Source organism: Azospirillum palustre (assembly GCF_002573965.1).
Lineage (GTDB): Bacteria > Pseudomonadota > Alphaproteobacteria > Azospirillales > Azospirillaceae > Azospirillum > Azospirillum palustre.
On the sequence record NZ_PDKW01000043.1, the window covers coordinates 847,664 to 867,297 of the forward strand.

The window sequence follows — 19,634 nt, forward strand, 5'->3', positions numbered from 1 at the left end:
CCCGCGCCGGGTGGGCGTAACGGCCGGTCAGACACCGGCAACGGAATATTGCGGAGACGTCTAGATGAAGATCCTCGTCGTCGATGATTACGCCACCATGCGGCGCATCGTGCGGAACCTGTTGACCCAGATCGGCTACACCGACATCGACGAGGCCGGCGACGGCGTGTCGGCGCTGGCGAAGCTGCGTGAGAGCAAGTTCGGCCTCATCATCTCCGACTGGAACATGGAGCCGATGACCGGCTTGCAGCTCCTGAAGGAAATCCGCGCGGACGCGAAGCTGGCGGCGACGCCCTTCATCATGGTCACCGCCGAGAGCAAGACCGAGAACGTCATCGCCGCCAAGCAGGCCGGCGTGAACAACTACATCGTCAAGCCCTTCAACGCCGACACGCTGAAGCAGAAGATCCAGGCCGTCATCGGCGGCTGATCTTCGGGCTTGCGATGTGTGGGGGTAGCAAGGACGGCACCCGCCGTCCGGCGCCCGGTTCGGCCGCCCGGGTCAGCGGGGCGGCCGGCTGATCCAGTTTGGGGAGTGGACCGGTTTGGAGCAGCTTCCGCAGCTGTCCGATGAAGAGTTCGAGCAGATCGAGGACGCCATTGCCCGATCGGCGAAGGGCAGGGCATTCCTGCGGCGGCTCCACCGGCGGTCCCTCGGGGCCGCGACGGAGGAAGTGCGCGCTATGCTTCAGGAGTTCCGCGACTCCTGGAGCCGGCAGAACGAAGCGGTGGAGGCCGGCAAGCATGTCGGCGTTCTGCGCCGCGAGCTGATGGAAATGGCCGCCTCGATCGAGCAGGCGAGGCGGGAAGTGGCGGCGCTGCGTCCCCCCGACGGGTCGGGCGACAAGATTTTGTCGGCGACCAACGAGCTGGACGCCATCGTCATCTCCACCGAACGCGCGTCCTTCGAAATCCTGAACGCCGCCGAGCGGCTGATGGATCTGTCGGGCAAGCTGCGGGCCGGCGGCGCCGATCCGGCGCTCTGCAGCGATATCGACACCCAGGTCAACGACATCTTCACCGCCTGTTCGTTCCAGGATCTGACCGGCCAGCGCACCAGCAAGGTCGTCAACGCGCTCCGCTACATCGAACAGCGCGTCATGGCCATGATCAGCATCTGGGGCGAGGACGGGCTGGCCGGCATCATGGTCAAGGAAGAGCAGACGGACACCCGTCCGGATGCCCATCTGCTGAACGGTCCGCAGCTGGATGGCCATGGCGTCAGCCAAGCCGATGTCGACAGCATGTTCGACAGTCCGGCTCCGGCCGCCCCTGCCGCTCCGCCGCCGCCGCCGCTGGTGCAGTCGAGCCAGGCCGACATCGACAGCATGTTCGACGCGCCGATGCCCGCTGCGGCCCCCGCGGCGGCTCCGGTCAAGGCCAGCCAGGCGGATATCGACAGCATGTTCGATGCCCCGGCACCGGCAGCCGCCCCCGCGGTGGCAAGCCAGTCCGACATCGACAGCATGTTCGATGCGCCCGCCCCCGCGAAGAAGCCGGTTCCGAAGCCGCCGGGCGCCGCCCCGAAGGCCAAGGCCGCCGCCAAGCCCGCACCGCCGCCGCCGCCCGCAGCGGCGGAACCGCCGCCCCCGCTGGATCAGGCGGCCATCGACGCCCTGTTCGGGTAGGGGCCGGCGCCAAGCCGGCGGATCCGAACCGACAGCTGAGCCGACAAAGCCGAGCCGACAGAACCTCATGGGTTTCCCGGATTGACCGCCCCAGCCCGCCGATGGCCGGATGGGGCACGGGTCAGCCGATCAGAACGCAGAACCGACGCGCAACCAGACATCCATCACCACAGGCCACAAGGCGGCCGTTTCCGAGAGGCGGGACCGAGGATGAAGCAGATGACCAAGCCCTTCATGGCCGAGCTTCAGAAAGCCCGCAAATCCGGGCACCCGTTCCAGTCACTGATCGAAGATGGCGCCGCCGCTGCGGCCCTTCCGGCGCCGACCCAGGTGGTTCAGGCCGACAACACCGAGGTGCTGCGGGCCATCGGCGATCTCGGCGCCAAGCTCGACCGCTTCCTGACCATGGATGCGGCGCAGATCGATCAGATCCAGGTGGAAATCGCCGACATTTCCGGCCGGATCAAGGCGACCAAGGTGGAGATGGCCGCCATCCGCCATCCGCTGGCCGGCGACGACAAGTTCCAGCAGGCCAGCCAGGAACTGAGCGCCGTCGTTTCCGCGACGGAGGCCGCGACCAACACCATCATGGCCTGCGCCGAAGAGCTGGAAGAGGTGGTGTCGGAACTGAAGTCGTCGCTGCCGGAGGGGTATCACAACGACCGCGTCAACGACATGGTCGACGTGATCGTCCGCATCTATGAGGCCTGCAACTTCCAGGATCTGACCGGCCAGCGCATCACCAAGGTGGTCCGCGCCATGTCCTTCATCGAGGAGCGGGTCGACGCGATGATGGGCCTGTGGAACAGGCGTGAGTTCGAGGCGATGCCGCTGCCGCCGTCCGTCACCAAGAAGGACGAGAACCTGGACCTGCACGGTCCGGCCGAGGCGACGCCCGACAGCGGCAACATCAGCCAGGCCGACATCGACGCGCTGTTCGGCTAAGGCGCTTCCGATCCAGTTTCCGCCGCGGGCGGGGAGGGGCATATCGCCCACCCCCGCGTTACCGCTTGCGGCGCCCTTACCCCGGCGTGCTATACAGGGGCAACTTCGAAAGCGCCCAAGACGACGATGCTTCCTCGCCCGTACCGCCTGCCGCTGACGGCCCTCCTCCTGTCCGCCGCCCTCTCCGCCTGTTCCTCCACCAAGGAGGACGCGTATGTCGAGCGTCCGGCCGACCAGCTGATGTCGGAAGCCGACGCGGCGATGCGCGAGGAATCCTACAAGAAGGCCGCGAAGCTCTACGACGAGGTGGAGCGTCAGCATCCCTATGCGGATGCGGCCAGCAAGGCGCAGCTTCTTGCCGCCTACGCCCAATACCAGGACTTGAAGTACGACGACGCCATCCTGGCGCTCGACCGCTTCATCCAGCTTCATCCGGGCAGCCCGGATGTCGATTACGCCTATTACATGCGGGCGCTGTGCTATTACGAGCAGATCACCGACGTGCGCCGCGACCAGCGGATGACGCGCCGGTCGCTCGACGCCTTGCAGGAGGTGGTCCGCCGCTTCCCCGACAGCAAATATGCCCGCGACGCGAAGCTGAAGATCGACCTGACCAACGATCACCTTGCCGGCAAGGAGATGGAGGTCGGGCGCTTCTACCTGCGTCAGCATCAGTATACCGCCGCGATCAACCGGTTCCGCGCCGTCGTTGAAAACTACCAGACCACGTCCCATGTGCCTGAGGCGCTGCACCGCCTGGTGGAGTGCTATCTGGCGCTGGGCGTGACCGACGAGGCGAAGGCCGCCGCGGCCGTGCTCGGCCACAACTTCCCCGGCAGCGAATGGTACACGGACAGCTACGCACTGCTGGTGGACGCCAATCTGCGTCCCGAGCGAAACGAGAAGTCGTGGCTCAATCGAGCCTGGAACTCCCTGTTCTAGGACGCTCCATGCTCGTGTCGCTGACGATCCGGGACGTCGTCCTGATCGAGCGGCTGAGCCTGTCCTTCCGCAAGGGCCTGTGCGCCCTGACCGGCGAGACCGGCGCCGGCAAGTCGATCCTGCTCGACGCGCTGGGGCTTGCCCTCGGCGCGCGTGCGGATTCAGGCTTGGTGCGCCACGGCGCCGATCAGGCTTCGGTCACCGCGGAGTTCGAGCTTTCGGGCGACCACCCGGCCTTCGCCATCCTCAAGGAACAGGGTCTCGACCCCGACTCCGGCGATGGTGCACTGGTGATCCGCCGCACCGTCAACACCGATGGGCGCAGCCGCGCCTGGGTGAACGACCAGCCGGTCGGCGTCGGCCTGTTGAAGATGCTGGGCGCCGAACTGGTCGAGGTGCATGGGCAGTTCGATACCCACGGGCTGCTGAATCCGCAGACCCACCGTGGCGTGCTCGACGCCTATGCCGGTCTGTCGGCCCAGGCGGCGCAGGTTGCCGCGTCCCACCGCGCCTGGAGGCAGGTGGAGGATGCGCGCCATTCCGCCGCCGCCGACATCGCCCGCGCCCGCTCCGAAGAGGAATATCTCCGCCACGCCGTGGCCGAGCTGGACGCCCTGGCCCCCAAGACCGGCGAGGAGGAGGAACTGTCGGAGACCCGCGCTGTGCTGATGCATCGCGAGAAGCTGGTCGACGGCATGAACGCCGCCTATGCCGAACTGTCGGGCGACCGCGGCGTCGAGCGCGCCCTGTCCTCGGCCATCCGCACGCTCAGCCGCATCGCCGACCGGGCCGGCGGCACGCTGGATCCGGTGATCGCCGCCCTCGACCGCGCGGCGACCGAGGCGGGGGAGGCGATTGCCTCACTCCAGGCGGTGTCCAGCAGTGTCGACATGGACCCGCGGGCGCTGGAGAAGCTGGAGGAGCGGCTGTTCGCACTGCGCGCCGCCGCCCGCAAGCATGGCGTCGATGTCGATGCGCTTGCCGGCTTGCGCGAGGAGATGGCCGGCCGCCTGCTGCTGATCGAGGATCAGGGCGACCTGCTGGCCAAGCTGGCGAAGGAAGCCGAACAGGCCCGCGCCGTCTTCCACAAGGCCGCCGAAGCGCTGGGCGCCGCCCGCCGCGAGGCCGCCGGCCGGCTGGACGTGGCGGTCGCCGGCGAACTGGCGCCGCTGAAGATGGAGAAGGCGAAGTTCCGCACGCTGGTCGAGCCGGTCGACGAGTCGGAATGGAGCGCGTCGGGCATCGACCGCGTCGCCTTCCAGGTCGCGACCAACCCCGGCTCGCCGCCGGGCGCGCTCAACAAGATCGCGTCGGGCGGTGAACTGGCGCGCTTCATGCTGGCGCTGAAGGTGGTGCTGGCCCAGACCTCCACCGTCGGCACGCTGGTGTTCGACGAGGTGGACACCGGCATCGGCGGGGCCGTCGCCGCCGCGGTGGGCGAGCGGCTGGAAACGCTGGGCCATGGCCTGCAGGTGCTGGTCGTCACCCACAGCCCGCAGGTCGCGGCGCGCGGTGCCGTCCATCTGAAGGTGCAGAAGTCGCAGAAGGGCGAGCAGGTCACCACCGGCGTCGCCGAACTGGACGGTGACGAGCGGCGCGAGGAGATTGCCCGCATGCTGTCCGGCGCCACCGTCACCGCCGAGGCCCGCGCGGCGGCCGACAGCCTGATCGCCGGCCGCGGCTGACTGTTATCGTCCCGCCAGCGCCTCGGCGTGGCGGCGGAACAGCCGGACGAGGGCATCCACCACTGCGGCCACCGCCGGCGCATCGCGCCGGTCGCGGTGGACCAGCAGATGGACATCCTCGCTGAGCGCGGCCGGGGGATCGACGACGCGGACCAGCGCCGGCTCGGCATCGCCCAGCACGCAGGGAAGCAGCGTCAGCCCCATCCCGCGCCGGGCGGCGTCGAGCCGCATCGGCAGTTCGCTGAGCCGGGCGACGATGCGGGCGCCGCGGTCGCGGACCGTATCGTCCAGCCATCCCGATTGCGATGGCCGCCGCCGTGTTTCCGGCAACCCGACCACGGGTGTGCCGTCCCAGCGTCCGGACCAGTCGTCGCGCAGCCCCCGCATCGCATAGAGGGTGAAGCCGAAGCCTCCCAGCCGGCGGGTGATCAGATCGCCTTCGGCCGGCACCCGGTCCATGCGCAACGCGATGTCGGCCTCGCGCTGGGCCAGATTCAGGGCGCTGCGGGTGCTGAGGATGGTCAGGTCGGCGCCGGTTTCGGCCAGGAGGTCGGCCAGATGCAGGGTGAGGAAGGCGGAGACGGAGGTCGTCGCCGTCACCCGCACCGGCTGTACCGCCGCGGCCAGCCGGTCGGCGTTGCGGGCGAAGGCCGCGGCGGCATCGCCCATGGCCGCGGCGCTCTCCAGCACGGAGCGGCCGAGCGGCGTCAGCTCCAGCCGGTTGGGCAGCCGGTCGAACAGCGGACCGCCCACCGCGTCCTCCAGCCGTTTCAGCCGACGGCCCAGGGTCGGCGGGCTCAATCTCAGCCGCTGGGCCGCGCCGGTCAGGCTGCCGCACCGTGCCGTGGCCAGGAAGGCGCGGATGTCCTCCCAGTCCAAATGCCCGCTGCCCAAACCCGCGTCGTCGATCATCCAGTCTCCGTCCGAATCGCCCGGTCCGGCGGGGCGGGCGGAGGCCGTCACCGCGGCAGCAGGCCGTGAAGGGCGGCATACTGCAACAGCATGATGGTCTTGCCGTCCAGGATCGCGCCGCTGCCGACCATGGCAAGGGCATCGGCGAAGGTCAACTCGACCACCTCGATGTCCTCGCCCTCCTCGGCGAGGCCGCCCCCCTCGCTGCGGTCGGCGGCGCGGTATTCGGCGACGAAGAAGGCCAGCCGTTCGGTCACCGAGCCGGGGCTCATGAAGGCGTCGAACACCCGGCGCGGCGCCTGGACGGTCACGCCCAGCTCCTCGGCCGCCTCGGCGCGGATCGCCTCCTCCGGGCTGCGGTCGTCGAGCAGGCCGGCGCACACCTCCAGCAGCGGTTCCGGATGGCCGTTGACGTAAGCCGGGAAGCGGAACTGCCGGGTCAGCAGCACGGTGCTGCGGGTCGGATCGTAGAGCAGCAGGGCCGCCCCATTGCCACGGTCATAGGTCTCCCGGCTGAGGGTCTGCCAGCTGCCGTCACTCCGCCGATAGTCGAAGGTGGTTTTCTTCAGAACATACCAGTCGTCGGACAGCAGCGTGACGTCGCGGATGCGGATGCGCTCGTCCGAGGCAATGGAATCGTCGGCAGGAAAAAGGATTGTCATGGCGCAGCCCGATGGTCATGGAACGGCCGTTACCCTGCGTCATGACCGGCTTTCGGGCAGCCCGCCGAAGATGAAAGGGCGCCTTGCGGAATTTTGTGGGTGACATTGACCGTCGGCAGAATCACCTATTCGCAGTTGAAGAAAGGTTCTGGGCAAGCGATTGCGTTCCTCTTTTAACCAAAGCATGACACTCATCTTCATACGCAGAAACGGTCAAAATCTTATCCTATGTTAAGTTAAAAAATCTTAGGCAGAGGCTAGGAATAGCCTTTTTGGAGCCTTGCGACGTTCCGGTGTGTTGGCTAAATTGTTTTCAGATACCCTTGGCTGCGCGTGACAAACGACGCCGGTCCAGCTTCCGCTAGAGGTCGCGTTTGTCTGAAGTCTTCGTTCGATGAGTGGCCCGGTTCCTGCGGGGTCTGTCGACCTCACCGATTGCGACCGGGAGCCCATCCACCAGCTGGGCCTTATCCAACCGACCGGTTTCCTGATCGCCGTCACGGCCGATTGGATCGTCGTCCATGTCTCCGCCAACATCGGACGCTGGCTGGGGGTCGAACCCGACGATCTGCTGGGGCGTCCGCTGGCCGCCTTCATCGTGGGCGAGGCGTTGCACACCATCCGCGGCCGGTTGCAGGTCGCCCACATCAACGGCAGCGTCGAGCGCGCCTTCAGCGTCCATCTGTCCAACATCGCCCCGGTCTGCGACGTGGCGGTCCATCTGTCCGGCTCCACCATCGTCATCGAGGCGGAACCGAGCGAGGGCGAGGGGCCGCAGGATTCGGGGTCGCTGCTGCGCTCGATGATCGCGCGGGTCCAGAACAGCCGCGGCTTCGACGGCTTCTGCCGCGAGGCGGCGCGCCAGATGCGGGCGCTCACTGGATTCGACCGGGTGATGGTCTACCGCTTCGCCGACGACGGGGCGGGAGAGGTGATCGCGGAATCGGCGGTGCATGGCATTGGCAGCTTCCTCGGCCAGCGATACCCTGCGTCCGACATCCCGCAGCAGGCCCGGCGCCTGTATGAGCGGAGCTGGCTGCGCTGCATTTCCGACGTGAACGCGCCGCCGACGCCGATCGTGCCGACGGTCGATCCGATGGGCCAGCCGCTGGACCTGTCGCTCAGCCTGCTGCGCAGCGTCTCGCTGATCCATGTCGAGTATCTGCGCAACATGGGGGTGAACGCCTCGCTGTCGGTGTCGATCCTGCGGCACGGCAAGCTGTGGGGCCTGTTCGCCTGTCACCACCGCCATGCCCGCTCGCTCTCCTTCGAGCGCCGGACCACCGCCGAGCTGTTCGGCCAGATGGTCTCGCTGCTGCTGGAGGGGCGGGAGCGCGAGCAGGAAAGCCAGCAGGAGGCGCAGGCCCGCCGCGCCCATGTCCGCATCATGTCGATGCTGGCCGACAGCGAATCGCCGCTGGACAGTCTGGTCACCTTCGCGACGGAACTGCGGGCGCTGATCGACTGCGACGGCTTCGCCTGCTGCATCGACGGCCAGCTGCATATGGAAGGCGAGACGCCGACGCGGGAGGAGACGCTGGGCGTCATGCGGTTCCTGCACCGGACACCGCCCAGCAAGATTTATCTGACCGACCAGCTTGGCGCGGTGCATCCGCCGGCCCGCGACTTCAGCGAACGGGCCTGCGGCCTGCTGGCGATCCCGGTGTCGCGGATGCCGCGCGATTATCTGGTCTTCTTCCGCAAGGAGCTGGTCCGCACCGTCACCTGGGGCGGCGATCCGACCAAGCCGGCGCAGTACGGCCCCAACGGTCCGCGCCTGACCCCGCGCAAGAGCTTCGAGGCCTGGAAGGAGACGGTGCATGGCCGCTCCAAGCCCTGGACCGAGCTTGACGAGCGCAATGCCGAATCCCTGCGGGTGACCCTGCTGGAGGTAGTGCTGCGGCTGGCCGACGTCGCCGGCCGCACCCGCAAGGAGGCGGCCGAGCGGCAGGAGCTGCTGATCGCCGAATTGAACCACCGCGTCCGCAACATCCTCAGCCTCGTCCGCGCCCTGGTGCGGCAGAGCGAGTCCGGGGCGGAAACGGTGCAGCAGTTCGCCGCCATCGTCGCCGGCCGCATCGAGGCGCTGGCCCGCGCCCATGACCAGATCACCGCCGACAATTGGGGGCCGGCCTCGCTGCGGGCCCTGGTCGTGGCGGAGATCGGCGCCTATCTGTCGGCCAGGAGCGAGCGGGTGCGGCTGACCGGGCCGGAGGTGCTGCTGGCGCCGCAGGCTTTCTCCGTCTTCGCGCTGGTGGTGCATGAGCTGACCACCAATTCGGCCAAATACGGCGCGCTCAGCGACAGCAGCGGCTGGGTCGAGGCCGACTGGTCCATCGACGAGGGTGGGCGGTTGCTGATCGACTGGCAGGAGAATGGCGGCCCGCCGGTGCGGGCGCCGTCGCGCACCGGCTTCGGCACCACGGTGATCGAGCGGTCGGTTCCCCACGACCTGCAGGGCGAGGCGGAGGTGACCTATGCCCTGTCCGGCCTGCGCGCCCGCTTCATGATCCCGGCGCGGTTCGTCACCATCGCCGAAAGACTGCCCAGCGGGAACCGGCAAAGCCTGTCGGTGCCGGCGGCCGATTTCTCCATCGGCGGCCCGGTGCTGCTTCTGGAAGACAACATGATCATCGCCATGGCGACGGAGGACGTGCTGCTCAGCTTCAACGCCAGCCGCGTCAACACCGCCGCCGGCGTCCGCCACGCCCTGCGCCTGATCGACGAGGATCCGCCGGTGGTCGGCGTGCTGGATGTCAATCTGGGCAACGAGACATCGGTCGCGGTGGCCGAACGGCTGCGGGAGCTGGGCATCCCCTTCGTGTTTGCGACCGGCTATGGCGAGAGCGCCGCGGTACCTGAGCGGTTCGCCGATGTGCCGGTGCTGAAGAAGCCGTATGGGTCGGATCAGGTGGCGCATATGCTGGCGTCGGTGATGAGGTAGGGCGTCGGTCGCCTGGCCACCATCGCCTAAACTCCGCCGCCTTACCCCTTGACCGCCGCATACCGTGCGAACAGGGCCACGCTGACCGCCACGGTGGCGTTCAGCGACTCCACCGCCCCGGTGGTCGGCACCGACAGCCGCGTTGCCGGGCAGTCGGCCGGCACGCCCTGGCCTTCCTCGCCCAGGATCAGCCGCATGTCCGCCGGCCAGTCGAAGCGGGTCAGATCCTCTCCGCCGCCGTCCAGGGCGTAGAGCGGCCCCGCCGCCTCGTTCACCGCCATCCAGCGCGGTCCGCGCAGCAGGGTCAGCGTGAATTGGGCGTTCGACGCCGCGCGCAGGCATTTGGGGTGGAAGGGATGCGCCGCTCCCTCCAGCAGGACGATCCGCGACACGCCGAAGGCGGCGGCACTGCGCAGCAGGGCGCCGAGGTTGCTGGGATCTCCCAGCGCGCACAGCAGTTCCAGCCCCTGCGGCGGCTGCGACAAATCGATGGCCGGCATCTTCGGCACGGCGCCGACCAGCAGCGGAAAGCCGGTGCCCGACACGTCCAGCATCCGGAACAGCGCCGGGGCCAGCTGCACCGGCTCCACCCCCGGCGGCAGGCGCCAGCCGACGATTTGCGCCGGGTCGGTGAACAGCAACCGCTCGAACCGCTCCGGATGGTGGCGCAGCGCTTCCGGAACGGTCTTCAGGCCGGCCAGCAGGAACTTGCCGTTCTTCTTCAGCCCACGGCTTTCCAGCGCCGATTCCCACAGCTTGAACTGCGGGTTCTGCGGGCTTTCGATCAGCAGGGGCGGGCGGGTCATGGCAACTGGCTTTCCGGCAGGGAGATGCCCCTGCCTAGCACAGCAGCGCCGCGGAAGTCAGGTGTTGAGGCGGCGGCCGAGGAACAGCAGGGGGCCGCGCTGGCAGGCGTCGGTGAAGCCGGCGCGCTGGTAGAACTCGACATTGCGGGCGAAGACGGCGGTGACCAGATGCACGCCGGGCAGGCCGTCCTCCCGGCAATCCTCGGCAAACCGGTCGACCAGCCGCCTACCCAGCCCATGCTCCCGCCAGCCCGGCCGGACATTGACGTGGAAATGGGCGGGGTAGGCGGCGAAATGATCGGCGAAGAGTTCGTATTTCGGGACGCGCCGGGCCAGTTCGACCGCGCCGGCGCTGTCCTTGCAGCCGGTGAGGTAGCCGACGACCTGTCCGTCGGCCGCCACCGCCATCCAGATGTCCCGCGCTGCCTCGTCCACGAACCAGCCGGTCCAGGTGGCGAGGAAGGCGGCGCGCTCGGCAGCGGACGCGAACTCCGTCCGGGTGGTGGAGGCAAAGAAGATCTCCTCCAATGCCGCCAGCGCCGCCCCGCGGTCGGGCAGGGCGGTCAGCCGTTCCAGCCGGATGCGGTCCCCTGCGGTCATTTCCGCTGGGCGGTCTCGACCGACAGGGTACGCGGCGCCAGCAGGGTGTAGCGACCGCGCGCCTTCATCACGCCGGCCCCTTCCTCCGCCTGCGGGCCGTGGCCCCAGAACAGGTCGCCGCGCACGGGCCCCTTGATGGCGCCGCCGGTGTCCTGCGCCATCACCAGCCGGTTGATGGCGCCGCCCGGAACCGGGGCGTCGCGCACCTCCAGCCAAAGCGGGACGCCCAGCGGGATATGCTCGGCATCCACCGCAAGGCTGCGGCCGGGGGTCAGCTCCATGTTGCGGGCGCCGCGGGCGCCGACCTCGGGCTTCACCTTGAAGAAGACGTAGGAGGGGTTGAGGTTCATCACCAGCTGGGCCTCGGCCGGATGGTCCTTCAGCCAGCGCCGGATCGTCTGCAAGGACATCTGTTCCGGCGTGGCGTCGCCGATGTCGATGATATGGCGGCCGATCGGGTAATAGCTGTGACCGTTCTGGCCGGCGTAATGGATGCCGACCACCGAGCCGTCGGCCATGATCGCCCGGCCGGAACCCTGGATTTCGAGGAAGAAGGCGTCGACCGGGTCGTCCACCCACATCAATTCCAGACCCTTGCCCTTCAAGGCGCCGTTTTCGATGCGGGCGCGGCTGGGCAGGCCGTTCTTGCCGCGCGACGGCATGCGGTAGAGCGGGACGTTGTAGCGCTCGGTCCGGGTCCAGCTGCCGTGCAGCTCGATCTCGTAATAGCCGGTGAAGAGGCCGCTCTCGCCGTTGCTGACGTCGCGCGGGGTGAAGAAGGTCTCGAAGAAGCGGCGGGCCGCCTCGCTGTCGCCGGGGGGCAGGTCGCGGGCGGCGGCGCAGATGGCGCGCCAGTCGTCGGTGGTGCCGGCGGCACGCAGTTGCCCCAGCGACTTGCCCGGCGGCTGGTTCTTCACCCAGCCGCAGGTCCGCTGCACCGCCGGCACCGCCTGGGCATGGTCGTCGTCGATCCAGCCGGCGAGGTGGCGGAAATCGGGCGAGACCTGATCCCAGCTCGGGCGCTGGGCGGTCCGCCGCTGCCCATCCACCGTCGGGGCGGTGCCGGCGCAGGCCGCCAGCGTCGCCAGCAGCCCGCCGATCAGCGCCATCCGCAGGCCGCGGCCTGCGGCTTTCCTTACCTCACGCGCACACGCCACCCCAGCCGCAGCCGCCATCGCGCACTCCGCCACCAGCATCCGATATGTCCGTCGAAGACCCCCGACCGGTCTCCCGCCCTTTGCGGTCCGGTCACGACAAGGTCACATCACCCGATTGTTTGTGCCGGTGGTTACCCCGAGTCGTCAATCCCCAACCTGCACTTTCGGATAGGTCGCGTCCGCTTGTCACGGGGAGTGGAGGCGGGAGGACTAGCCAAGGGGCGAGCGGGGCAGACGCGCGGCGGCAAGGCGTGACAGGAGGCGACAAACGCGGTATCGACAGCCCATACGCGAAGGACCGTTCGAAAACGCATCTCGCCCCCGGATCCTACGGGGGGACGATGCGGGCGGCCGGTCCTGTTCGTCGCCGTGAGACTCCCGAGGGACAAGACGCCATGACACCCGCCGCCCGCCTCCAGGCGGTCATCGATCTGCTGACCGAGATCGACGAGACCCCTCGCCCCGCCGACGCGGTGATGAGCGCCTATTTCCGCAACCGCCGCTACATCGGCTCGAAGGACCGCACCGCCGTCGCCCAGATGGCCTACGCGATCCTGCGCCGCCATGCCCGGCTCGGCTGGTGGATCGAGCGCGGCGGCTACGAGCGCGCTACCCCGCGCGCCCGCGTCCTGGCCTATCTCCTGCTGGAGGAGAACCGCAACGCCGGCGTGGTGCTGGAGATGTTCAGCGGCGGCAAGTTCGCCCCGGCCCGCCTGACCGACGACGAGCTGGCGATGGTCGGCAAGCTGGAAAGCCACACGATGGAGCATCCCGACATGCCGGAAACGGTGCGGGTGGAATGTCCGGAGTGGGCGGAAGGACCGATGCGCGCCTCGCTGGGCGACCGTTTCGGGGTGGAGATGGAGAAGCTGCTGGAGGCGGCTCCGCTCGACCTGCGCATCAACCCGCTGAAGGCCAACCAGCAGAGCGCGATCAAGGCGCTGGCCAAGGCGCAGATCACGGCGGAGACCACGCAATGGTCGCCGCTGGGCCTGCGGGTGAAGGGCCGTCCGCCGCTCGGCAGTGTCGACGCCTTCAAGGACGGCCTGGTCGAGATCCAGGACGAGGGTTCGCAGCTGGTCGCGCTGGCGGTGGCGCCGAAGCCCGGTCATCAGGTGGTGGATTTCTGCGCCGGGGCCGGCGGCAAGACGCTGGCCGTGGCGGCGCTGATGAAGAACAAGGGCCGCGTCGTCGCCTGCGACGTGCTGGACAAGCGCCTGAAGCGCGCAGCCGAGCGCTTCCGCCGCGCCGGCCTGCACAACATCGAGGCGCATCCGCTGACCAGCGAGCGCGATCCCTGGGTGAAGCGCCACAAGCGCAAGTTCGACCGCGTGCTGGTCGATGCGCCGTGCTCCGGCACCGGCACCTGGCGCCGCAACCCCGACGCCCGCTGGCGCCAGCTGGGTCCGGGGCTGGAGCAGCTGCTGCCGCTTCAGGCCAACATCCTCGACAGCGCGGCGCGTCTGGTGAAGCCGGGCGGGCGGCTGGTCTATGCCACCTGCTCCATGCTGCATGACGAGAACGAGGCGCAGGTCGAAGCCTTCCTGCAGACCCATCACGACTTCATCGTGAAGCCGATCGCCGAGGTCTGGGCGGAGGAGGAGGCCGGCGCGCCGCCGCCGGTCGACGGTCCGTACCTGCGCCTGACGCCGGCCAAGCACGACACCGACGGCTTCTTCGCCGCCGTGCTGGAGCGTCGCGCCGAAGAGACGGTGTCGGAGGAGAGCGTTTCCGAGGTCGGCATCGAGCAGGGCGAGGTCGATCCCGTCGAGCTGGGCAAGGCGATCGATGCGTGAGCGAGGGGGAGGGGGTCTCTCCCCCTCCCCACCCTTGACAGCCGGGGTGGCGCGCTCCTTATCGGTGGAGTAGGCTTTCCGCCGTTGAGACCATCCGGGCGTGTTCGCCCAACCCCTCAAGAGGACCAGATGAAGTTCTCCTTCGCCAAGCTGTCCCTGCCGGCCTCCGGCGTGCTCGCCGTGACCGTCGCCGCCGACCGCAGTCTCGGCCCGATCGGGCGCGAGCTGGATCAGAAGACCGGCGGGGCGCTGGCCCGCGCCATGGCCGCCGCCCGCTTCAATGGCAAGAAGGACGAGACGCTGACGCTGCTCGCCCCGGCCGGGACCGAGCTCGACCGCATCCTGCTGGTCGGCATCGGCAAGGGCGCCGACCTGACCGATCTGGTTCTCCAGTCCGCCGGCGGCGCCATCGCCGTGCAGCTGGATAAGGCCGCCGACGAGGCCGCGCTGCTGGTCGAACTGCCGGAGGGGACCACCCTGTCGCCGGCATCCGCCGCGGCCGAGATCGCCTTCGGCGCGCAGCTGCGCTCCTACAAGTTCGACAAGTACCGCACCAACGACAAGAAGTCCGACAAGAAGGAGCCGAAGCCCAGCCTGCGCAAGCTGACGCTGCTGGTCGAGGACGACGGAGCGGCCAAGTCGACCTTCAAGAAGCTGGACACGCTGGCCGACGCCATCCGCTTCACCCGCGATCTGGTGTCGGAGCCGGCTAACGTCATCTATCCGGAAAGCCTCGCCGACAAGACGAAGGAACTGGAACAGTTCGGCGTCGAGGTCGAGATTCTCGACCAGAAGAAGCTGCGCAAGCTCGGCATGGGCGCCCTGCTGGGCGTCGCCCAGGGCAGCGCCTGCGAGCCGCGCGTCGTCGTCATGCGCTGGAACGGCAACCCGGAGGCCGACGACAAGCGTCCGGTCGCCTTCATCGGCAAGGGCGTGACCTTCGACAGCGGCGGCATCTCGATCAAGGGTGCGGCCGGCATGGAAGACATGAAGTGGGACATGGGCGGCTCGGCCACCGTGATCGGCACCATGTACGCGCTGGCCGCCCGCAAGGCGAAGGTCAATGCCGTCGGCATCGTCGGGCTGGTGGAGAACATGCCGTCCGGCACCGCCCAGCGTCCGGGCGACATCGTCACCTCGGCGTCGGGCCAGACCATCGAGGTCATCAACACCGACGCCGAAGGCCGCCTGGTGCTGGCCGACTGCCTGTGGTACGCGCAGGACGTCTACAAGCCCAAGCTGATGGTCGACCTCGCCACCCTGACCGGCGCCATCATCGTGGCGCTCGGCCACGAGCATGCCGGCCTGTTCTGCAACGACGACGATCTCGCCATGAACCTGACGGCCGCCGGCCTGAAGGTGGGCCAGCCTGTGTGGCGCATGCCGATGAACGACGCCTATGACAAGGAGATCGAATCGCCGGCCGCCGACATGAAGAACACCGGTTCGGGCGGCGGCGCCGGCAGCATCGTCGGCGCGCAGTTCCTGAAGCGCTTCGTCAACGACACGCCGTGGGCGCACATCGACATCGCCGGTGTCGCCTGGGCGAAGAAGGACGGCGCCACGGTCCCGAAGGGGGCGTCGGCCTTCGGCGTGCGGCTGCTCGACCGCTTCGTGGCCGACTTCCACGAGGCCTGATGGCGTTGCGTGAAGGGGCCATGACCGAAGTCCGCTTCTATCACCTGCAACGGCGCACGATGGAACAGGCGCTGCCCAAGATCCTGGAGAAGGTTCTTGAGCGGAACTGGCGTGCCGTCGTGCTGGCCGGCTCGGCCGAGCGGGTGGACATGCTGAACCAGCATCTGTGGACCTACGATCCCGGCTCCTTCCTGCCGCACGGGGCTGCGCGCGACGGCTTTGCCGAGCGCCAGCCGGTGTGGCTGACCGACAGTGACGAGAACCCGAACAGCGCCACCGTGCTGATCACGGTGGACGGCTGCGTCAGCGACCGGATGGATGGGTACGACCTCGTCTGCGACCTGTTCGACGGCAACGACGAGGAGGCGGTGCTGGCCGCCCGCCAGCGCTGGAAGGCCTGCAAGGCAGCCGGCCACAGCCTGACCTATTGGCAGCAGACCGACCGCGGCGGTTGGGAAAAGCGTGCCTGAGCCGCGGCCTTTGACGGCGTCCGTTCATTTCCATTGCATTCGATCCGTTCAGAGGCAAAATTGATTGCCTATGCGGACGGTTCAAAGGTGCATGCTCCGATGAACAGGAGCCAGATCGACCCGGCGCTCGCCCAGCAGGTCAAGGACGCGAGCATCCTGATCGTGGACGACAACCCGTCCAACGTCGAACTCCTGCGGGAAATCCTTAGCCATGACGGGTACAGCCGGGTCCGCGGCGAGACCGACCCGCGCAAGGTGCCCGACCTTTGTGCGGCAGAGCCGTTCGACCTGCTGCTGATCGACATCCGCATGCCGCACATGAGCGGCTTCGACCTGATGGAGCGGCTGAAGCCGGTCTTCGGCGACGATTACGTGCCGATCCTGGTGCTGACCGCCCAGACCGATCAGGAAACCCGCCGCAAGTCGCTGGAACTGGGCGCCAACGATTTCCTGACCAAACCCTTCATCGCCTGGGAACTGCTGCACCGTGTCCGCAACATGGTGGAGATCCGCAAGCTCTACCGCCGCGCCGCCGAGCAGAACCGCGAGCTTGAACACCGGGTGACGGAACGCACCGCCGAGCTGTCGGACGCGCTGGAGGCGGCGCGCAAGGCCGACCGCGCCAAGCTGGACTTCCTGGCGGTGATGAGCCACGAGCTGCGCACCCCGCTCAACTCCATCATCGGCTTCGCCGACGTGCTGGCGGCCGAGGGGATGGGCAAGCTGGGCCATCCCGATTACCTGGAATATGTGAAGCTGATCGAGGAAAGCGGCCGGTCGCTGCTGACCATGGTCAACAACATCCTCGACTACACGCGCGGCTCCACCGGCTCCATCGAGATTCAGGAAAGCGACGTCAACATCCCGCAGCTGCTGGCCGGCTGCGCCGACATGCTGGCGCCGAAGGCTGTGGGCAAGCAGCTGTCGCTGACCGTCCAGCCCTGTCCATCCTTCCGCATGCGCATCGACCGACGGCGGCTGCGCGAGATGGTGCTGAACCTGCTGGACAACGCGGTGAAGTTCACCCAGTCCGGCGGCCATGTCGCGCTGACGGTGGAGGATCGCGGCGAGTTCGTCGGGCTGACGGTGCGCGACGACGGGCCGGGCATTCCGACCGAACTGATGGGACGTATCTTCAACCCCTTCACCCAGGCCGAACGCTCGCTGGTGCGCCAGCATGAAGGGGTCGGGCTGGGCCTGCCCATCGTGCGGCGCTTCGCCGAACTCCATGGCGGCGGGGTGGAGCTGGACAGCGTGTCGGGCCGCGGGACGGCGGTGACGATCCTGCTGCCGAAGGACCGGCTGCTGTAAGGACAGGGGCGGGCGCCGGACGCTCCCTCCCCGATCCTGCCTGCTCAATGAAAAGTGAACATCTCCGGCGCGGCGCCGACGCGCGCCACCAGCCCGCCGCTGGGCGGCACCGGACGCCACTGGTCGCGCTGGGAATCGACCGGTTCCGACACCACGACCAAGCCATTCTCGCCGCGGCGCCAATACAGGCTCGGCGGCTTGTCGTCGGACGCCCAGCGCACCGCCCACACCCGGTCGCCGTCGGTCCAGGTGGCGGTGAAGCGCAGGGGAGCGGTGATGTCCAGCGCCCGCATCTCGTCGCGGATGGCGTGCAGCACGCGCTGGAAGGCGCCGACCGAATCGCGCTCCAACCCTTCGCCGAGGGCGGCGAGGAAGATCGCCTCGCTGTCGGTGGTGCCGGTGCGGGTGCTGTACAGCTCGTCCGGGATCATCGCCTCGACCCGGCGGCGCAGGCGCGGCCAGTCGCCGACCTGCCCGTTGTGCATGAACAGGAAACGCCCGGCCTTGAAGGGATGGCAGTTGGCCCGGCTGACCGCGGTGCCGGTCGCCGCCCGCACATGGGCGAAGAACAGGTGGGAACGGACATGGCTGCAGATCGACTGCAGATTCTCGTCCGACCAGGCCGGGCGGATCTCGCAATAGCGGCCGGGCTCGGTCCGTTCGCTGTACCAGCCGACGCCGAAGCCGTCGCCGTTGGTCTCGGTCTTCGCCTCCGCGGCGTGCATCGACTGTTCGATCAGGGAATGACAGGGCGTGCAGACCAGCGTTTCCAAGAACACAGGCTCGCCGCAATAGGCAAGAAACCGACACATCGACCGACGCACCATGGCAGCCGCGACAAGGACTGCGTCAATTTGACCCGATGCGCCGTGTGAAACAAGATGCGCCGGTCACGAAATCGTCATGCGCCCCGGCAGGTGTTGCATTTCCGCCGTTCGGACAGGATCTGCCCCGTTTTTGTCACCACACGAGCTTGGGCAGGGCGGCGACGCGCAGCGGTCCGACGAACAGGGACCGGTCCTGCACGGTGACCGGGGCGGTGACCACCGGCTCGCCATTGGGGCCGGTCGGACGGGCCAGCATGGCCAGCACGGTCCTGGCGATGGCCGCCTCGTTCGGGCGCATCATCGGCTTCACCGCATCGAGAACCGCGGGGGCGCCGCGGATTTCCGCGGTCAGCGCCGCCTGCGGCTGCAACTGGGCGTCCAGCGCCAGCGTGCCCGACAGCACCGCCCCCAGCGGCCCCCAGTCCAGCGCCAGCCGGTCTACCTCGACCGTGCCGCCGTCGCGGCTCCAGGCCGACAGGCTGGCCGGCTCCGGCCGCGGCGGGGTTCCCATGACGCGCAGGGTCAGCTCGGTCCGCTTCACCTCGCGGCCCAGGTTCGGCGGCATGCCGTCGGGCAGGGTCAGCCCGTCGGCGGTCAGCGTCAGGGTCAGGCCGGCGGTCCCGCGTTCGGCCGGCGGCTGTTCCGGCTGGGCGGCGCCGACGTCCAGTGCTGCGACCGGCACCGTCTGGCCCGCCACCTGTGCGGTCAGGCCGGTGAAGCGCAGGGCGAGCCGTTCCAGCGTGCCCGACATCCGCATGGTCAGGTCGCCGTTTCCGCCATTCGGGGCCAGGATGTCGATCGGCGGCTGGCCGGGCTGGACGACGGACAGGCGATGGTCGCCGGGAAAGGTCAGCGCGATGCGGGTGGGGTTCCAGGGGGCGGCCTCCGCCACCAGACGCGCGCCCTGCCACTCGGCGCCGCGCGTGGCCAGATGGGGCTTGTCCAGTTCCGCCCGCAGGGTGAAGGGGAAACCATGGACGGTCAGTCCGCCATGCTCCACCACCGCGCCGTTGGCGCGCTGGTCGGCGACCCAGCTCTCCAGCCCGCCGCGCACGGTGCGGGCCGCCTGCCACCACCACAGCGAATAGGCCACGGCCGGCAGCAGCACCATCATCAGCACGAGGATGGTCGCGATCCGGCGGCCGGTCAGCAGGCGGCGCGGCGTGGAAGAAAGGGCGTTGGGTTGCATCGGTGGCATGTCCGTTCCATCTCCGTACCGTTATAGCGACCCCGGAACCCGCATGCTAGGCTCGGTGGCTGCCGATTCGGTTCCGTTTTCCCCTGCGAATTTTCCCAGCGATCTTCCTCAGC

At 68.6% G+C, this 19,634-nt stretch carries 17 protein-coding genes; 10 read left to right on the plus strand and 7 right to left on the minus strand.

The genetic code is table 11. The features are described 5' to 3' along the window. The first annotated feature begins 64 nt into the window (after nt 1-64). The 5 genes from CRT60_RS26375 (at nt 65) to recN (ending at nt 5,200) form a co-directional block, all read left to right on the plus strand. The gene (locus CRT60_RS26375) at nt 65-430 is read left to right on the plus strand and encodes a chemotaxis response regulator CheY (protein ID WP_012974572.1); all 366 of its coding nucleotides are present in this window, start codon (nt 65-67) and stop codon (nt 428-430) included. Between the two features lie 115 nt (nt 431-545). Then, complete coding sequence (locus CRT60_RS26380; RefSeq protein WP_098739487.1) at nt 546-1,628, plus strand: protein phosphatase CheZ; 1,083 nt, start codon at nt 546-548, stop codon at nt 1,626-1,628. 219 nt (nt 1,629-1,847) lie between these two features. Continuing rightward, nucleotides 1,848-2,573, plus strand: a complete 726-nt coding sequence (locus CRT60_RS26385; protein ID WP_244592767.1) for a protein phosphatase CheZ — start codon at nt 1,848-1,850, stop codon at nt 2,571-2,573. A 126-nt stretch (nt 2,574-2,699) separates the two neighbouring features. Beyond that, nucleotides 2,700-3,515: an outer membrane protein assembly factor BamD gene (locus CRT60_RS26390; RefSeq protein ID WP_098739489.1), complete on the plus strand. Its 816-nt coding sequence runs from the start codon at nt 2,700-2,702 to the stop codon at nt 3,513-3,515. A gap of 8 nt (nt 3,516-3,523) precedes the next feature. Further along, complete coding sequence (gene recN / locus CRT60_RS26395; protein WP_098739490.1) at nt 3,524-5,200, plus strand: DNA repair protein RecN; 1,677 nt, start codon at nt 3,524-3,526, stop codon at nt 5,198-5,200. Between the two features lie 3 nt (nt 5,201-5,203). Here the strand turns inward: recN and CRT60_RS26400 are convergent, their stop codons facing one another. Together CRT60_RS26400 and CRT60_RS26405 are read right to left on the minus strand one after the other, a co-directional pair. Continuing rightward, nucleotides 5,204-6,112 (minus strand): LysR family transcriptional regulator, encoded by a 909-nt coding sequence (locus CRT60_RS26400; protein WP_098739491.1) that lies wholly within the window; start codon nt 6,110-6,112, stop codon nt 5,204-5,206. Between the two features lie 47 nt (nt 6,113-6,159). Further along, nucleotides 6,160-6,774 carry an NUDIX domain-containing protein gene (locus CRT60_RS26405; protein WP_098739492.1) on the minus strand — a complete coding sequence of 205 codons (615 nt, stop codon included), beginning with the start codon at nt 6,772-6,774 and terminating at the stop codon, nt 6,160-6,162. 394 nt (nt 6,775-7,168) lie between these two features. On the opposite strand from CRT60_RS26405, the gene CRT60_RS26410 reads away from it, so the two are divergent. Continuing rightward, complete coding sequence (locus CRT60_RS26410) at nt 7,169-9,718, plus strand: HWE histidine kinase domain-containing protein (protein WP_098739493.1); 2,550 nt, start codon at nt 7,169-7,171, stop codon at nt 9,716-9,718. A gap of 41 nt (nt 9,719-9,759) precedes the next feature. Here CRT60_RS26410 and CRT60_RS26415 read toward each other — a convergent pair whose 3' ends face one another. From CRT60_RS26415 to mltA, 3 genes are read right to left on the minus strand one after another with little or no spacing between them, the layout of a single operon-like run. Further along, nucleotides 9,760-10,524 carry a TrmH family RNA methyltransferase gene (locus CRT60_RS26415; protein ID WP_098739494.1) on the minus strand — a complete coding sequence of 255 codons (765 nt, stop codon included), beginning with the start codon at nt 10,522-10,524 and terminating at the stop codon, nt 9,760-9,762. 57 nt (nt 10,525-10,581) lie between these two features. After that, on the minus strand, nt 10,582-11,124 hold the full coding sequence (locus CRT60_RS26420) for a GNAT family N-acetyltransferase (protein WP_098739495.1): 543 nt from the start codon (nt 11,122-11,124) through the stop codon (nt 10,582-10,584). Beyond that, a complete protein-coding gene (gene mltA / locus CRT60_RS26425; protein ID WP_244592768.1) occupies nt 11,121-12,299 on the minus strand; it encodes a murein transglycosylase A in 1,179 nt (392 codons plus the stop codon). The genes CRT60_RS26420 and mltA overlap by 4 nt, the downstream gene beginning before the upstream one ends. 377 nt (nt 12,300-12,676) lie before the next feature. Between mltA and CRT60_RS26430 the strand changes: the two genes are divergently transcribed. The 4 genes from CRT60_RS26430 (at nt 12,677) to CRT60_RS26445 (ending at nt 17,496) form a co-directional block, all read left to right on the plus strand. Beyond that, a complete protein-coding gene (locus CRT60_RS26430; RefSeq protein WP_098739497.1) occupies nt 12,677-14,077 on the plus strand; it encodes an RsmB/NOP family class I SAM-dependent RNA methyltransferase in 1,401 nt (466 codons plus the stop codon). 129 nt (nt 14,078-14,206) lie between these two features. After that, a complete protein-coding gene (locus CRT60_RS26435; RefSeq protein ID WP_098739498.1) occupies nt 14,207-15,715 on the plus strand; it encodes a leucyl aminopeptidase in 1,509 nt (502 codons plus the stop codon). A gap of 20 nt (nt 15,716-15,735) precedes the next feature. Beyond that, nucleotides 15,736-16,185 (plus strand): DNA polymerase III subunit chi, encoded by a 450-nt coding sequence (locus CRT60_RS26440; protein WP_098739499.1) that lies wholly within the window; start codon nt 15,736-15,738, stop codon nt 16,183-16,185. Nucleotides 16,186-16,284: 99 nt separating this feature from the next. Next, nucleotides 16,285-17,496, plus strand: coding sequence for an ATP-binding response regulator (locus tag CRT60_RS26445; RefSeq protein WP_098739500.1), 1,212 nt, complete (start codon nt 16,285-16,287; stop codon nt 17,494-17,496). 44 nt (nt 17,497-17,540) lie between these two features. On the opposite strand, the gene CRT60_RS26450 is transcribed toward CRT60_RS26445, so the two are convergent. Together CRT60_RS26450 and CRT60_RS26455 are read right to left on the minus strand one after the other, a co-directional pair. Further along, nucleotides 17,541-18,308, minus strand: a complete 768-nt coding sequence (locus tag CRT60_RS26450) for a class II glutamine amidotransferase (RefSeq protein WP_098739501.1) — start codon at nt 18,306-18,308, stop codon at nt 17,541-17,543. A gap of 148 nt (nt 18,309-18,456) precedes the next feature. Then, nucleotides 18,457-19,521, minus strand: coding sequence for a DUF2125 domain-containing protein (locus tag CRT60_RS26455; protein WP_098739502.1), 1,065 nt, complete (start codon nt 19,519-19,521; stop codon nt 18,457-18,459). Nucleotides 19,522-19,634: the final 113 nt, after the last annotated feature.

Bases quoted from the DNA above. Each gene is read 5' to 3' on its own strand.
- CRT60_RS26375 (WP_012974572.1), top strand. From the start codon at position 65: ATGAAGATCCTCGTCGTCGATGATTACGCCACCATGCGGCGCATCGTG.
- CRT60_RS26385 (WP_244592767.1), top strand. From the start codon at position 1,848: ATGACCAAGCCCTTCATGGCCGAGCTTCAGAAAGCCCGCAAATCCGGG.
- CRT60_RS26390 (WP_098739489.1), top strand. From the start codon at position 2,700: ATGCTTCCTCGCCCGTACCGCCTGCCGCTGACGGCCCTCCTCCTGTCC.
- recN (WP_098739490.1), top strand. From the start codon at position 3,524: ATGCTCGTGTCGCTGACGATCCGGGACGTCGTCCTGATCGAGCGGCTG.
- CRT60_RS26400 (WP_098739491.1), bottom strand. From the start codon at position 6,112: ATGATCGACGACGCGGGTTTGGGCAGCGGGCATTTGGACTGGGAGGAC.
- CRT60_RS26405 (WP_098739492.1), bottom strand. From the start codon at position 6,774: ATGACAATCCTTTTTCCTGCCGACGATTCCATTGCCTCGGACGAGCGC.
- CRT60_RS26410 (WP_098739493.1), top strand. From the start codon at position 7,169: ATGAGTGGCCCGGTTCCTGCGGGGTCTGTCGACCTCACCGATTGCGAC.
- CRT60_RS26415 (WP_098739494.1), bottom strand. From the start codon at position 10,524: ATGACCCGCCCGCCCCTGCTGATCGAAAGCCCGCAGAACCCGCAGTTC.
- CRT60_RS26420 (WP_098739495.1), bottom strand. From the start codon at position 11,124: ATGACCGCAGGGGACCGCATCCGGCTGGAACGGCTGACCGCCCTGCCC.
- mltA (WP_244592768.1), bottom strand. From the start codon at position 12,299: ATGGCGGCTGCGGCTGGGGTGGCGTGTGCGCGTGAGGTAAGGAAAGCC.
- CRT60_RS26430 (WP_098739497.1), top strand. From the start codon at position 12,677: ATGACACCCGCCGCCCGCCTCCAGGCGGTCATCGATCTGCTGACCGAG.
- CRT60_RS26435 (WP_098739498.1), top strand. From the start codon at position 14,207: ATGAAGTTCTCCTTCGCCAAGCTGTCCCTGCCGGCCTCCGGCGTGCTC.
- CRT60_RS26440 (WP_098739499.1), top strand. From the start codon at position 15,736: ATGACCGAAGTCCGCTTCTATCACCTGCAACGGCGCACGATGGAACAG.
- CRT60_RS26445 (WP_098739500.1), top strand. From the start codon at position 16,285: ATGAACAGGAGCCAGATCGACCCGGCGCTCGCCCAGCAGGTCAAGGAC.
- CRT60_RS26450 (WP_098739501.1), bottom strand. From the start codon at position 18,308: ATGTGTCGGTTTCTTGCCTATTGCGGCGAGCCTGTGTTCTTGGAAACG.
- CRT60_RS26455 (WP_098739502.1), bottom strand. From the start codon at position 19,521: ATGCCACCGATGCAACCCAACGCCCTTTCTTCCACGCCGCGCCGCCTG.